The following is a 14,240-nucleotide window of genomic DNA, read 5'->3' as shown; positions in this document are numbered from 1 at the left end:
CGTCTACGCTGATGGCCAGTCCATAAGGAAATCGAACAATGGAAACGTTAACCGCCCTGAAAATTGCGCACGTCCTGGCAACGGTGTTGTTGCTGGTCGGTGCGCTGGGCCTGGCGATCCGGGTCTGGCGCACGCGCCGTAACGGCGATGTGACGGCGCACGCGCGCACCCTGCAGCGCCCATGGGTGTTTGTCTGGCTGGTGATGGGCCTGGCGTTGCTGAGCATGCCGTTCACCGGATGGTGGATGGTGCACCTGGTGGGCTGGCCGCTGGGGCAGATGTGGATTCTGGCTTCCAGCGTGACCTACACCGTCGGTGCGCTGGCGATGTTCTGGCTGCTGGTGCGGCTTAACAAGTTGCGCACTGCGCCGGGTGGCAATGGCAAGTTTACGTTTGCCTTGGCGTTGTTCAGTTTTGTCTGTTTTATCGCGATTGCCGGGTTGATGGGCGCGAAGCCGGTCTGACCTGATTCATGCGATCAACTGTGGCGAGGGAGCTTGCTCCCGCTGGAGCGCGAAGCGCTCCTGAATTCGGCTAAGACGTTTAGTCAGGCGGAGCGCGTCGGCCGGATTTGCGGCCGCTGCGCGACCGAGCGGGAGCAAGCTCCCTCGCCACAGATAAAGTCGCTGACTTCAGTCGCGCAAGGACATGATCGGCCAGCCACGTTTCTGTGCTTCGGCGCGCAGATTCGGGTCCGGGTCCACGGCCACCGGGTTTGCCACTTCCTCCAGAAGTGCCAGGTCATTCATCGAATCGCTATAGAAATAGCTGTCTTCGAGCGACATGCCGGTCTCTTCCAGCCAACGATTCAGGCGCGTCACCTTGCCTTCACGGTAGCACGGCACGTCGGTGCTGCGCCCGGTGTAGCGGCCGTCGACCATTTCGCATTCGGTGGCAATCAGGGTTTCGACACCCAGACGCTGGGCAATGGGACCTGTGACAAAACGATTGGTGGCGGTGATGATCACCAGTTTGTCACCGGCATCCCGGTGCCTGGCCAGCAACTCGAGCCCCTTGGACAACACGAGCGGCTCGATGCAGTCGCGCATGTAGTCGCGGTGCCATTCGTCCAGCAGGGTCATCTCGGTCCGACCGAGGATTTCCAGGCAAAAATTCAGGTACTCGGCCTGGTCCAGCTTGCCGGCCAGGTAGTCCTGGTAGAACTCATCGTTGCGCGTTTTGTAGGCGACGGCGTCGAGCAAGCCGCGTTCGCACAGGTAGTCGCCCCATGCGTGATCGCTGTCGCCACCCAAAAGTGTGTTGTCCAAGTCGAATAAAGCCAGACGCATTTGCAGTTACTCGCTGAAAAGTCTGTAAAAAGGCCTCCAGAATACGGTCTTTTCACAAGAGTGCACATAACGTAGGAAGCTTCGTTGCCGCCTTCACGACCTTTGTGGAACAATGCGACGACATGCGTTTGCGAGGTTGTTGCCGTGATCGACCCCGATGGTTTCCGACCCAATGTCGGGATCATTCTCACGAATGATGCTGGCCAGGTGCTATGGGCTCGCCGTATCAATCAAGATGCCTGGCAGTTTCCTCAAGGTGGTATCAACCCTCAGGAGACGCCCGAAGACGCCTTGTACCGCGAGTTGAACGAAGAAGTGGGGCTGGAGCGCGAAGATGTTGAAATTCTCGCCTGCACCCGGGGCTGGTTGCGCTATCGTTTGCCGCAACGCCTGGTCAGAACGCACAGCCAACCGCTGTGCATCGGCCAGAAACAGAAGTGGTTTCTCCTGCGCCTGATCTCTAACGAGCAGCGGGTGCGGATGGATTTGACCGGTAAACCGGAGTTCGATGGCTGGCGCTGGGTCAGTTATTGGTATCCGTTGGGCCAGGTGGTGACATTCAAGCGCGAGGTTTATCGCCGCGCTCTCAAAGAGCTTGCCCCGCGCCTTTTAGCGCGCGACTGACGACGGAGTTCGACCCCGAGCCATGCTCAATACGCTGCGCAAGATCGTCCAGGAAGTTAACTCCGCCAAGGATCTCAAGGCGGCGTTGGGGATTATTGTGTTGCGCGTCAAAGAGGCCATGGGCAGCCAGGTCTGCTCGGTCTACCTGCTCGACCCCGAAACCAACCGCTTCGTGCTGATGGCCACCGAGGGCTTGAACAAGCGCTCGATCGGCAAGGTCAGCATGGCGCCCAACGAAGGTCTGGTTGGCCTGGTCGGCACGCGTGAAGAACCCCTCAACCTCGAAAACGCCGCGGATCACCCGCGTTATCGCTACTTCGCCGAAACCGGTGAAGAGCGTTATGCCTCGTTCCTCGGAGCCCCGATCATTCACCACCGCCGCGTTGTCGGCGTGTTGGTCATCCAGCAAAAAGAACGTCGCCAGTTCGACGAAGGTGAAGAAGCCTTCCTGGTGACCATGAGCGCCCAGCTCGCGGGCGTTATCGCCCACGCCGAGGCCACCGGTTCGATCCGTGGCCTGGGGCGTCAGGGCAAGGGCATTCAGGAAGCAAAGTTCGTCGGCGTACCCGGCTCGCCCGGTGCGGCGGTCGGTACCGCGGTGGTCATGTTGCCGCCGGCCGATCTGGACGTGGTGCCTGACAAGGCCATCGCTGACATCGACGCGGAGCTGGGGTTGTTCAAGACCGCCATCGAAGGCGTGCGCGCCGACATGCGCGCGCTGTCCGCCAAGCTCGCCACGCAATTGCGGCCGGAAGAGCGGGCGCTGTTCGATGTCTACCTGATGATGCTCGACGACGCTTCGCTGGGCAGCGAAGTGACCACCGTGATCAAGACCGGTCAGTGGGCCCAGGGCGCACTGCGTCAGGTGGTCACCGATCACGTCAATCGTTTCGAATTGATGGACGACGCCTACCTGCGTGAGCGCGCCTCGGACGTCAAGGACCTTGGCCGACGCCTGCTGGCTTACCTGCAGGAAGAACGTCAGCAGACGCTGGTCTATCCCGACAACACCATTCTGATCAGCGAAGAACTGACGCCGGCGATGCTCGGCGAGGTGCCGGAAGGCAAGCTGGCGGGGTTGGTGTCGGTGCTCGGTTCCGGCAACTCCCACGTGGCGATCCTGGCGCGAGCCATGGGTATCCCGACGGTGATGGGCCTGGTCGACCTGCCGTATTCCAAGGTCGACGGCATCCAGATGATCGTCGACGGCTACCACGGCGAGGTCTACACCAACCCGAGCGACGTGCTGCGCAAGCAGTTCGCCGACGTGGTCGAGGAAGAGAAGCAACTGGCCCTGGGGCTGGATGCACTGCGCGATTTGCCGTGCGTGACGATCGACGGCCACCGCATGCCGCTGTGGGTCAACACCGGCTTGCTGGCGGATGTGGCACGGGCGCAGAAGCGCGGTGCCGAAGGTGTAGGTCTGTACCGCACCGAAGTGCCGTTCATGATCAATCAGCGCTTTCCGAGCGAAAAGGAGCAGCTGGCGATTTATCGCGAGCAACTCGCGGCCTTCCACCCGCAACCGGTGACCATGCGCAGCCTGGACATCGGCGGCGACAAGTCACTGTCGTACTTCCCGATCAAGGAAGACAACCCGTTCCTCGGCTGGCGCGGGATTCGCGTGACCCTCGACCACCCGGAAATCTTCCTGGTACAGACCCGCGCCATGCTCAAGGCCAGCGAAGGCCTGAACAACCTGCGGATTCTGTTGCCGATGATCTCCGGCACCCATGAAGTGGAAGAAGCACAGCACCTTATTCACCGCGCTTGGGGTGAAGTTCGCGATGAAGGCTGCGACGTGCCGATGCCGCCGGTTGGTGTGATGATCGAGGTTCCGGCAGCGGTGTACCAAACCAAGGAACTGGCACGGCAGGTGGACTTCCTGTCGGTCGGCTCCAACGACCTGACCCAATACCTGCTGGCCGTGGACCGTAACAACCCACGGGTAGCCGATCTTTACGACTACCTGCACCCGGCGGTGCTGCAAGCCCTGCAAACCGTGGTGCGCGATGCGCATGCCGAAGGCAAGCCAGTGAGTATCTGCGGCGAGATGGCCGGTGATCCGGCGGCGGCGGTGCTGTTGATGGCGATGGGCTTTGACAGCCTGTCGATGAACGCCACCAACTTGCCAAAAGTGAAGTGGATGCTGCGCCAGATCAACCTGAGCTGGGCCAGGGACCTGCTTGCCGAGCTGATGACCATCGACAACCCGCAAGTGATCCACAGCTCGCTGCAACTGGCGCTGAAGAACCTTGGGTTGGCGCGGATGATCAATCCGGCGGCGATCAAGCCCCTCTAAAGTGCTGATGGCCTCATCGCGAGCAGGCTCGCTCCCACACTGGATCTGCTGTGAACACACTATTTGTGAGCACCGAAGATCAAATGTGGGAGCGAGCCTGCTCGCGATGAAGCCAGTTCAGGCAGCACAAAGCTAAAGCCTGATCTCCACTTCCCCAAGATGCCCGCCATACGGCCCGAAACTTCGTTCAACCATCAGCCGCGTCCCGTCGGCCCGCACAATCAACGCGGTACTCGCTCGGGTGCCATACGTGGGGCTGGCAATAAACACGCTCGACAACAAACTCTCGGTCGCCAGCCCGACCCCGGTATCCGGCAAGTCGGCGAATGGCGCTGTTTGCGGGTCGCCTAAAAGGGCCAGCAAGGCCTGTGGCTGCGGGTCGGCCAGGACTTCACTCAACGCCGCCTTGGCCTTGAGCACTTTCGGCCACGGCGTATCAAGCCCGGCATTCGACAGTCCATAGATGCCGGATTGCAGTTTTACGGGCCCAGGCTCGCGGGCGTTGTAATGCCACAGCTCATGAAGATTGCCGATCAGCAGATTGAACCCGGCATATTCCGGTGATCTGTCGACAACGTCGGCCAAATACTGATCAATCGGCAAGTCGCCGGTGAGAAACCCCGCCACCAGCTCGCCTCGTGATTTGCGCGCCGGCGGCTGGTGCGGGTCGCGGATGTTGGTCAATGCGGCAAAGCGTCCGTTGGCCCCAATGCCCAGCCAGGTGCCACCCGCTTCCAGGTCGCGCCCGGCATACACCTGCGGCGTTTCAGGCCATTGCGCCAGCGGCAGGCTGGGGCGTGCATAAAACTCGTCACGGTTGGCCGCAACGATCAGCGGCGTTGCGTGACGCGGCCGCCAGGCGAAGACGATCAAGCACATGGGGTTATCCCTCTTGGCTTTTTTTGCCCACTGTACGCATAGAGCTGTCGGGTATCCATCGCCATCCAGTGGAGCTTGAGGCCCTGCATCCGTTACCATGCCGCACTTATTTCGAGATGCAGCCATGGAATTTCCGCTCTATCTACTGCTGGGTGCCTGCGCCGGCGTGCTGGCCGGGCTGTTTGGGGTGGGCGGCGGGATCATCATCGTCCCGGTACTGGTGTTCAGTTTCACCTTGCAGGGTTTTGATGTGTCGGTGTTGACTCACCTGGCCGTCGGCACGTCGTTGGCGACGATCATCTTCACGTCGGTCAATGCGGTGCGCGAACATCATCTGAAAGGCGCGGTGCGCTGGCCGATTTTTGTCTGGATGACCGTCGGGATCCTGATCGGTGCAGGTTTTGGTGCACTGACGGCCGAAGCCATCTCGGGACCGCATTTGCAGAAGATCATCGGTGTGTTCGCGTTGGTCATTGCCTTGCAGCTGGCGCTGGAGGTCAAGCCCAAGGCCAGCCGAACGGTGCCCGGCAAAGTCGGCCTGACCCTGGCCGGCAGTGTGATCGGCTGGGCTTCAGCGATTTTCGGGGTCGGCGGAGGCTCACTGACAGTGCCGTTTCTGACCTGGCGCAGCGTGCCGATGCAGCAAGCCGTGGCCACCTCTTCGGCCTGCGGTCTGCCGATTGCGCTCGTCAGTGCATTAAGTTTCATGATTCTGGGCTGGCACGATCCGCGCCTGCCGGCTCATAGTCTCGGGTTCATTTATTTACCGGCGCTGCTGGGCATTGCCCTGACCAGCATGGTCTTTGCCCGCATCGGTGCGCGACTGGCCCACAAGCTGTCACCGCGGTTGCTGAAAAGACTGTTTGCCGCGTTGCTGTTTTGCGTGGGTTTGAGCTTTTTGCTTTGAGCTCTTTTTGCCGGGAACAGCGACACAATCCTGGCTTAATCCAGGCGTGGCACGGTCGCGCCAGGAATTTTACGTTTCAACTCTAACGAGGAGTCGCAATGCTGCCTTACCCGCAGATTGACCCGGTGGCCCTGGCCATCGGCCCGCTGAAAATCCACTGGTACGGCCTGATGTACCTGATCGGCATCGGCGGCGCCTGGATACTGGCATCGCGTCGGCTGAACCGCTTCGACCCGACCTGGACCAAGGAAAAGCTCTCCGACATGATCTTCTGGATGTCGATGGGCGTGATTGTCGGCGGCCGATTGGGTTATGTGCTGTTTTACGATCTGAATGCTTACCTGGCCAACCCGACCTTGATTTTTGAAGTGTGGAAGGGCGGCATGTCGTTCCACGGCGGGTTCATCGGCGTGATGCTGGCGGCCCTGTGGTTCGGCAGGAAGAACGGCAAGTCGTTCTTCCAGCTGATGGACTTCGTTGCACCGATGGTGCCGATCGGCCTGGGTGCCGGGCGTATCGGTAACTTCATCAACGCCGAGTTGTGGGGCAAGCCGACTGACCTGCCATGGGCAATGATCTTCCCGCCGTTCAGCGATCCGGCACAGCTGCCGCGTCACCCGTCGCAGCTGTATCAGTTCGCGCTGGAAGGCGTGGCGCTGTTCCTGATCCTGTGGTTGTTCTCGCGCAAGCCGCGGCCGACCATGGCCGTGTCCGGGATGTTCACGCTGTTCTACGGTATTTTCCGATTCATCGTCGAATTCGTCCGCGTGCCGGATGCACAACTGGGCTATCTGGCCTGGAACTGGCTGACCATGGGCCAGGTCCTGTGCGTACCGATGATCCTGGCCGGTCTGTTCCTGATCTGGCTGGCTTATCACCGTGCCCCGGCGGCTCCGGTTGCCCCGACCGCTTAAGCCGTCGCGCTCTACATTCGAACCCCGGGGCTTTGGTCCCGGGTTCAAGGACACAGGTAACTCATGAAGCAATATCTCGATCTGGTCGCCCACGTCATCAAGAACGGCACCAAGCAAGCCAACCGTACCGGCGTGAACACCATCAGCTTTCCCGGCGCGATGCTGCGCTATGACCTGAAAGAAGGTTTCCCGGCGATCACTACCCGCAAGATGGCGTTCAAATCGGCTATCGGCGAGATGGTCGGTTTCCTGCGGGGTGTGAACAACGCAGCTGAATTCCGGGCATTGGGCTGCAAGGTCTGGGACCAGAATGCCAATGAAAACGCCCAGTGGCTGGCCAACCCGTTCCGTCAGGGCGAAGACGACCTGGGCGAGATCTACGGCGTGCAATGGCGCAAATGGCCGGCGTACAAGCAGATCCCGGTCAACAATCAGGCGGCTATCGAGCAGACGCTGAGCCAGGGCTATCGGCAGATCGCTGAAGGTGAAGAAGACGGCCAGGCCTATGTGGTGCTGTACAAGGCGATCGACCAGATTCGCCAGTGCGTCGACACCATCATCAAGGACCCGGGCAGCCGCCGTATCCTGTTCCACGGCTGGAACTGCGCCCAGCTCGATGAAATGGCGCTGCCGCCGTGCCATCTGCTGTATCAGTTCCACCCGAACGTCGAGACCAAAGAGATCTCCCTGACGCTCTACATCCGCTCCAATGACCTGGGCCTGGGCACGCCGTTCAACCTCACCGAAGGTGCCGCGCTGCTGAGCCTGATCGGTCGCCTGACCGGTTACACGCCGCGCTGGTTCACCTATTTCATCGGTGACGCCCACGTCTACGAAAACCACCTGGACATGCTCAACGAACAGCTCAAGCGCGAGCCGTTCCCGATGCCCAAGCTGGTGATTTCCGACCGCGTGCCGGAGTTCGCCAAGACCGGCGTGTACCAGCCGGAGTGGCTGGAACAGATCGAGCCGAGCGACTTCTCGCTGGAAGGTTACGAACACCACGCCCCAATGACCGCGCCAATGGCGGTCTAAAGACCTCCCGCCCTGATCGTTCCCACGCTGTGGGAGCGATCAAGCGTCAGTACCACGAATCTAAAAACCTACATGTCAGAAAATTCATCTCCCGGGGAAAGGGCCGATAAATAGCGCCCTATAGGATGAGCTCCAGTCAGGCCAATACAGGGTCTGGCAGAACCCAACTACTGGAGAGTTCCCAATGAAATCCCTGAAAGCTTTTTTGGTCGTTTCCCTGATGTGCGCTTCTGTGGCTGCGATGGCTGAAGGCGGCGGCGACAAGGTTCAGGCCCGAATGGACGCCGCACGCGATGTGGCGATGGTTCACTATCAGCAGTCTGAACATGCGCAGGCTGTAGCAAGCAGTCAGAAAGCCCAGTCCGACACTGTCGAACGCTCGAATTGACGGCGGCTTTTACCCAGTTGCTGATGCGCCGTGTGGCGGCAGAACTTGTGGCGATACAGGTGTCAAACGCCTGAAGCCCGGATGGCGGGGTACTCCGACTGTCCGGGCGATTGAAATGAGTAGGATAGGAACCGCTTGGCGTGTGATCGCGATGCGGGGTTTTCTGATGATCTGAATGGCGTCTATGTGTGGAAGAACTCAATCGCAGCCTGTTCCTGACGATCAACGCCAGCGCAGATGCCTCGGCGCCCATGCGGTCCTTGGCGATATTTCTGGCACAGTGGCTGATCCTCTGTGTACCGCTTTTGCTGGCCGGGTTGTGGTTGCAAGGCGCACGCCGGCAGCGGGCGGTGGCGCTCACTGCGACGCTGAGTATCGTCTTCGCGCTGGGCTGCAATCTGCTGATCAGCAGCCTTTGGTTTCACCCACGTCCCTTTATGCTGGGGCTGGGGCAAAATTTCCTGGCGCATGCCGCTGAATCATCTTTTCCCAGCGACCACGCCACGGTGATGTTTGCGCTAGCCTTTGGGTTGATACTGGCCTCGCTACGCAAGCTAGGCCTGCTGGTTTTGCTGCTGGGGGCGTTGGTTGGCTGGGCGCGTGTCTACCTGGGTGTGCACTTTCCATTCGATATCGCCGGGTCGTTCCTGGTTTCGCTGATCAGCGCCTGGCTGGTCAAGCAAGTGCTGGACTGGAGACAGCAGGGCGAGCGTCTGCTCGACGTTGTTGAGCGTCTGTACCAGCGAATATTTCCGGCACTCGCCCGGCGCAATATGCACTGATAGGGTCCGTTCATCGCCTTGAATAGGGCCCTGGAGCACGACAGGATGAACACGTGAATCAGGCCAGGTCGGAGTCTCTGCGTATCCCGCGAACCATTTGGGCCTTGGGCTTTGTCAGCCTGTTCATGGATGTTTCGTCCGAACTGGTGCACAGCCTGCTGCCGGTGTTTCTGGTCACGACCCTGGGCGCGAGCGCGCTGACTGTCGGGGTGATCGAGGGCATCGCCGAGGCGACGGCGATGGTCGTCAAAGTCTTCTCGGGGGCGATCAGCGACTTTATCGGTCGACGCAAAGGCTTGCTGTTAGTGGGATACGGTCTGGCCGCGTTGTCCAAACCGCTGTTCCCGCTGGCTCACTCGGTGGAGGTGGTGTTTACCGCGCGCTTTCTCGATCGTATCGGCAAAGGCATTCGCGGCTCGCCGCGCGATGCCTTGGTGGCGGATGTCGCTCCGCTGGAAATTCGCGGTGCCTGTTTCGGTTTGCGCCAGTCGATGGACACTGTCGGCGCCTTTTTCGGCCCTGCGCTGGCCATCGTGCTGATGCTCTGGCTCGCCGATATCCAGCTTGTACTCTGGTTCGCGGTGATCCCGGCGGTCATCGCGGTGGCGCTGATTGTCACCGGTGTAAAAGAGCCTGAGCACGCTGTTGGCAAGCACACCTTTCGATCGCCCATACATTGGCGAGTCCTTCACGACTTCTCGTCCGGGTACTGGTGGGTGGTCATTGTGGGTGGAGTGTTTACGCTGGCGCGTTTCAGCGAAGCATTTCTGGTGTTGAAGGCGCAGCAGACCGGTTTGTCAGCCACGTGGGTGCCGCTGGTGATGGTCGTCATGTCGGTGTTCTATGCGCTGTCCGCGTACCCGGCCGGTTGGCTGTCCGATCGCATCAGTCGCACTAAACTGCTTTGCCTCGGTATGGCGCTGTTGGTGCTGGCGGACCTGGTGCTCGCGCAAAGCCATTCGCCCCTGACAATGATGCTGGGCGTAGCCCTGTGGGGACTGCACATGGGTTTCAGCCAAGGCATCCTCGCCACACTGGTAGCTGACACCGCCCCCGACGAGCTGAAGGGCACGGCGTTCGGTATTTTCAATCTGATCAGCGGCGTTTGCCTGCTGATTGCCAGTGTTCTCGCCGGCTGGCTGTGGCAAACCGTCGGGGCGCAGAGCACGTTCATCACCGGCGCGGTGTTGGCCGCGTTAGCCATGCTTTTGCTGCTACGCCGGGCGGCTTAATGCCCGTGGCTTCGGCCGACATGGGAATGCTCGGCTTCGCTTGCCGCCACGCCGCCGCTGACTTCCAGCTGCTGCAAGATCCCGCACTGTTCGATATCCGGCCGTTCGCTGCAGCTTTGGCGCAGTTCCAGTAGTTGTGCCTGCAAGGCCAGCAGGCCGTCGATCCGTGCCTTGACGTGGTGGATGTGCTCGTCGATCAGCGCGTTGACGCTTTCGCATTGATCCTGCGGGCTGTCGCGCAGGCTGAGCAGGCTGCGGATTTCCTCGAGGGTCATGTCGAGGGTGCGGCAGTTACGGATGAAGGTCAGGCGCTCGGTGTGGGCCTGGGTGTACACGCGGTAATTGCCTTCACTGCGGGCTGGTTCCGGCAACAGGCCTYCGCGCTCGTAATAACGGATGGTTTCGACCTGGCAGTCGGTCAGTTTCGCCAGTTCGCCGATCTTCATTGCGTCGATCTCCAAAAGGTTGCTTGACCCTATAGTGGCTATAGGGTGTTCACTTGGCAACAGGCACCTTTTCGGACGCGACCTTATGAGCGATTCCCAGCACACCCACAAACCCCACGCTGATCACGATCACGATCACGATCACGGGCAAAAACTTCAGCCGGTCCAGAAACACGATCACGCCAACCATGGCGGCTCTTGCTGTTCCAGCGCCGCAGCGCCTTCATTGATCAAGCTCAGTGAAACGCCGACCGATGGCGCGCGCCTGAGCCGTTTTCGCATCGATGCCATGGACTGCCCGACCGAGCAGACGCTGATCCAGAACAAGCTCGGCAAGCTTGCGGGTGTGCAGCAACTGGAATTCAACCTGATCAACCGCGTACTCGGCGTCACCCATGATCTGCCGACGACTGCACCGATCATCGACGCCATCAAGTCCATCGGCATGTTGGCCGAGCCGATCGAGGAGGGCGCCAAAGCGAATGACAGCCGTCCGGCCCCAGTGAAAAAACCCTGGTGGCCGTTGGCAGTATCAGGTGTCGGTGCCTTGGCGGCCGAGGTGATTCACTTCACCGGCGCCGCGCCGACCTGGGTAGTGGCGATCGTTGCGCTGATCTCGATCCTCAGCGGCGGTTTGGGCACTTACAAGAAGGGCTGGATTGCCCTGAAGAACCTCAACCTGAACATCAACGCGCTGATGAGCATCGCGGTGACCGGTGCAGTGTTGATCGGCCAGTGGCCGGAAGCGGCGATGGTGATGTTCCTGTTCACCGTGGCCGAGCTGATCGAAGCCAAATCCCTGGACCGCGCGCGCAATGCAATCAGCGGGCTGATGCAGATGACCCCGGAAAAGGTCACGGTGCAGCAGGAAGACGGAAGCTGGGTCGAACGTGAAGCCAAAAGTATCGATCTCGGTGCGCGGGTGCGGGTTCGTCCCGGCGAGCGCATTGGTCTGGACGGCGAAGTGCTGTCCGGCAGCTCGACCATAGACCAGGCGCCGATTACCGGTGAAAGCCTGCCTGTCGAGAAAACTGTCGGCGACAAAGTCTTCGCCGGGACCATCAACCAGGCAGGTTCGCTGGAGTTCAAAGTGACCGCCGCGGCCAACAACTCGACCCTGGCGCGGATCATTCATGCCGTCGAAGCCGCCCAGGGCGCACGGGCGCCGACCCAGCGGTTCGTCGACCGCTTCTCGAAAATCTATACGCCGGTGGTGTTCATCCTCGCCTTGGCCGTGGCACTCATCCCGCCGCTGTTCATGGGTGCGGCCTGGTTCGACTGGATCTACCGCGCCCTGGTGCTGCTGGTGGTCGCTTGCCCTTGCGCACTGGTGATTTCCACCCCGGTGACCATCGTCAGCGGTCTGGCGGCAGCGGCGCGCAAAGGCATCCTGATCAAGGGCGGCGTGTACCTGGAGGGTGGTCACGAACTGGATTACCTGGCGCTGGACAAGACCGGCACGATCACCCATGGCAAGCCGGTGCAGACCGATTACCTGTCCCTGGACCCCACGGTCGAAAACACCGCGCAGGTCTTGGCCGCCAGCCTCGCCGGGCGTTCCGATCACCCGGTATCGCTGGCCATCGCCAGCGCGGCTGTGGATAAACAGCTGACGTTGCTCGCTGTGGATAACTTCGAAGCGCTGACCGGCCGTGGCGTGCGCGGTGAGATTGATGGTCAGGTTTACCACTTGGGCAATCACCGCTTGGTGGAAGAGCTGGGCCTGTGCTCGCCAGCGCTGGAAGAGAAACTGTTTGCCCTCGAAGAGCAGGGCAAGACCGTGGTGTTGTTGCTCGACACCTCGGGTCCGTTGGCACTGTTCGCAGTGGCCGATACGGTCAAGGCCTCCAGCCGCGAAGCGATCCGGCAGTTGCATGAACTGGGCATCAAGACCTTGATGCTGACCGGCGACAACCCGCACACCGCTCGGGCAATTGCCGCCCAGGTGGGTATCGATGAGGCGCGAGGCGACCTGCTGCCGACCGACAAGCTCAAGGCTATCGAAGGCTTGTACGCTAAGGGGCATCGGGTCGGGATGGTCGGCGACGGCATCAACGATGCACCGGCGCTGGCCCGTGCGCAGATCGGCTTTGCCATGGCTGCAGCCGGCACCGATACCGCGATTGAAACCGCCGATGTTGCCCTGATGGACGATGATCTGCGCAAGATTCCGGCATTTATCCGGCTGTCACGACAGACCTCGAATATCCTCACGCAAAATATCGCCCTGGCATTGATCATCAAGGCGATCTTTCTTGGGGTAACCTTCGTGGGGCTCGCCACCATGTGGATGGCGGTATTTGCCGACATGGGCGTGGCCCTGCTGGTGGTGTTTAACGGTCTGCGCCTGTTGCGCAAATAATCAAGACGAGGGTTAAGTGCTGAGTGCCGAGCTGAAGGCTTTTTACATGGTCGCGCGTTTGGGCAGCATTACCCTCGCGGCGAAAAAGCTCGGCCTGAGCCAACCCACGGTGACCACCCAGATTCGTCATCTGGAAAGCCAGTACTCGGTTGAATTGTTCTATCGCGGTGGTCGTCGGCTGACGGTCAGCGAGGACGGCGCGCGGTTGCTGCCGATGGTCAAAACGCTGTTGCAGCAGGAAGCCGACATCGAGTTTTTCCTGCGCAACAGCGGTCAGGTCCAGGGCGCGTTGCGTATCGCCGCCACTGCGCCGTATTACATTCTCGATCTGGTGAAGACCTTCCGCGAGCGCCTGCCGCACGTGGAAGTCTCGGTGGAAATCGGCAACTCCCAACAGGTGCTTGAGTCCCTTGAGGAATACCGGGTCGACATCGCTGCGTCATCGCAATTGCTCGAAGATTCGCGGTTGATCCGTCGCGTATTGGGCAGCGATCCGCTGGTGTTGGCGGTGCACCGCAACCATCCGCTGGCGGTGCATGATCATGTGCCGCTGAGCGCCTTGGTCGGACACACCTTGTTGATGCGTGAAAGCGGCTCGACCACCCGGCGTCTGACAGAAGCGTTGCTGGCAACCGCTGGAGTGAGTTTCGGCCCGTTGCTGGAGATCGGCAGCCGGGAGTCGATTCGTGAAGCGGTGCTGCGCAACATCGGCATCAGCATCATCGCCCGCCAGGAAGTGCCCCATGATCCGCAACTGCGGGTGCTGACGATCGAAAACGCGCCGCAGATCCCCGAATACCTGTACTGCCTCAAAGAGCGCAAAGGCGCACGCCTGCCGGCGGCGTTTCTCGGCCTGGCGCAGGAAATGGCCCCGGCGTAATGATCGTTCCCACCCTGTGGCGAGGGAGCTCGCTCCCGCTCGGCTGCGCAGCAGTCGTAAACCCCGAGAATGCGTTTTACCTGACAGTGCTCTGCTCTGATTTTGGGACCGCTGCGCGGTCCAGCGGGAGCAAGCTCCCTCGCCACAATGTTCCCGTCGGTAGATCCTGAAGTCTCGAACAACCCAAATCCCCGAATACC

The 14,240-nt window shown here is 60.6% G+C and carries 14 protein-coding genes; 11 read left to right on the top strand and 3 right to left on the bottom strand.

The window, feature by feature from the left end; all coding sequences use genetic code 11:
* The first annotated feature begins 38 nt into the window (after window positions 1-38).
* Window positions 39-464: a DUF2269 family protein gene (locus tag AC1DIH_RS09330; RefSeq protein WP_477771471.1), complete on the top strand. Its 426-nt coding sequence runs from the start codon at window positions 39-41 to the stop codon at window positions 462-464.
* Between the two features lie 168 nt (window positions 465-632).
* Here the strand turns inward: AC1DIH_RS09330 and AC1DIH_RS09325 are convergent, their stop codons facing one another.
* A complete protein-coding gene (locus tag AC1DIH_RS09325; protein ID WP_477771470.1) occupies window positions 633-1,289 on the bottom strand; it encodes a histidinol-phosphatase in 657 nt (218 codons plus the stop codon).
* A 144-nt stretch (window positions 1,290-1,433) separates the two neighbouring features.
* On the opposite strand from AC1DIH_RS09325, the gene AC1DIH_RS09320 reads away from it, so the two are divergent.
* Window positions 1,434-1,913, top strand: a complete 480-nt coding sequence (locus AC1DIH_RS09320; RefSeq protein WP_007897732.1) for an RNA pyrophosphohydrolase — start codon at window positions 1,434-1,436, stop codon at window positions 1,911-1,913.
* 22 nt (window positions 1,914-1,935) lie between these two features.
* Window positions 1,936-4,215, top strand: coding sequence for a phosphoenolpyruvate--protein phosphotransferase (ptsP, locus tag AC1DIH_RS09315; protein ID WP_477771469.1), 2,280 nt, complete (start codon window positions 1,936-1,938; stop codon window positions 4,213-4,215).
* 132 nt (window positions 4,216-4,347) lie between these two features.
* Here ptsP and AC1DIH_RS09310 read toward each other — a convergent pair whose 3' ends face one another.
* A complete protein-coding gene (locus AC1DIH_RS09310) occupies window positions 4,348-5,094 on the bottom strand; it encodes an NRDE family protein (protein ID WP_477771468.1) in 747 nt (248 codons plus the stop codon).
* A 124-nt stretch (window positions 5,095-5,218) separates the two neighbouring features.
* Here AC1DIH_RS09310 and AC1DIH_RS09305 point away from each other — a divergent pair, with 124 nt between their 5' ends.
* The 6 genes from AC1DIH_RS09305 (at window position 5,219) to AC1DIH_RS09280 (ending at window position 10,352) form a co-directional block, all read left to right on the top strand.
* Complete coding sequence (locus AC1DIH_RS09305) at window positions 5,219-6,001, top strand: sulfite exporter TauE/SafE family protein (RefSeq protein ID WP_477771467.1); 783 nt, start codon at window positions 5,219-5,221, stop codon at window positions 5,999-6,001.
* A 98-nt stretch (window positions 6,002-6,099) separates the two neighbouring features.
* The gene (gene lgt, locus AC1DIH_RS09300) at window positions 6,100-6,915 is read left to right on the top strand and encodes a prolipoprotein diacylglyceryl transferase (RefSeq protein WP_477771466.1); all 816 of its coding nucleotides are present in this window, start codon (window positions 6,100-6,102) and stop codon (window positions 6,913-6,915) included.
* 63 nt (window positions 6,916-6,978) lie between these two features.
* Window positions 6,979-7,950: a thymidylate synthase gene (locus AC1DIH_RS09295; protein ID WP_477771465.1), complete on the top strand. Its 972-nt coding sequence runs from the start codon at window positions 6,979-6,981 to the stop codon at window positions 7,948-7,950.
* 184 nt (window positions 7,951-8,134) lie between these two features.
* Window positions 8,135-8,338, top strand: coding sequence for a co-regulatory protein PtrA N-terminal domain-containing protein (locus AC1DIH_RS09290; protein WP_019694124.1), 204 nt, complete (start codon window positions 8,135-8,137; stop codon window positions 8,336-8,338).
* Between the two features lie 188 nt (window positions 8,339-8,526).
* A complete protein-coding gene (locus AC1DIH_RS09285; protein WP_477771464.1) occupies window positions 8,527-9,120 on the top strand; it encodes an undecaprenyl-diphosphatase in 594 nt (197 codons plus the stop codon).
* Window positions 9,121-9,173: 53 nt separating this feature from the next.
* Entirely contained in the window at window positions 9,174-10,352 is a 1,179-nt protein-coding gene (locus tag AC1DIH_RS09280; RefSeq protein ID WP_477771463.1) for an MFS transporter, read from the top strand.
* Here AC1DIH_RS09280 and cadR read toward each other — a convergent pair.
* A complete protein-coding gene (gene cadR / locus AC1DIH_RS09275) occupies window positions 10,349-10,798 on the bottom strand; it encodes a Cd(II)/Pb(II)-responsive transcriptional regulator (RefSeq protein WP_477771462.1) in 450 nt (149 codons plus the stop codon). The genes AC1DIH_RS09280 and cadR overlap by 4 nt on opposite strands.
* Window positions 10,799-10,883: 85 nt before the next feature.
* On the opposite strand from cadR, the gene AC1DIH_RS09270 reads away from it, so the two are divergent.
* Together AC1DIH_RS09270 and AC1DIH_RS09265 are read left to right on the top strand one after the other, a co-directional pair.
* The gene (locus AC1DIH_RS09270) at window positions 10,884-13,160 is read left to right on the top strand and encodes a heavy metal translocating P-type ATPase (protein ID WP_477771461.1); all 2,277 of its coding nucleotides are present in this window, start codon (window positions 10,884-10,886) and stop codon (window positions 13,158-13,160) included.
* A gap of 16 nt (window positions 13,161-13,176) precedes the next feature.
* Window positions 13,177-14,040 (top strand): LysR family transcriptional regulator, encoded by an 864-nt coding sequence (locus tag AC1DIH_RS09265; protein ID WP_477771460.1) that lies wholly within the window; start codon window positions 13,177-13,179, stop codon window positions 14,038-14,040.
* Window positions 14,041-14,240 lie beyond the last annotated feature (200 nt).

The organism is Pseudomonas sp. 05N36, from assembly GCF_056397385.1.
The sequence above is the reverse complement of the archived record's forward strand: the minus strand, read 5'-3'. Positions and strand labels throughout refer to the sequence as shown.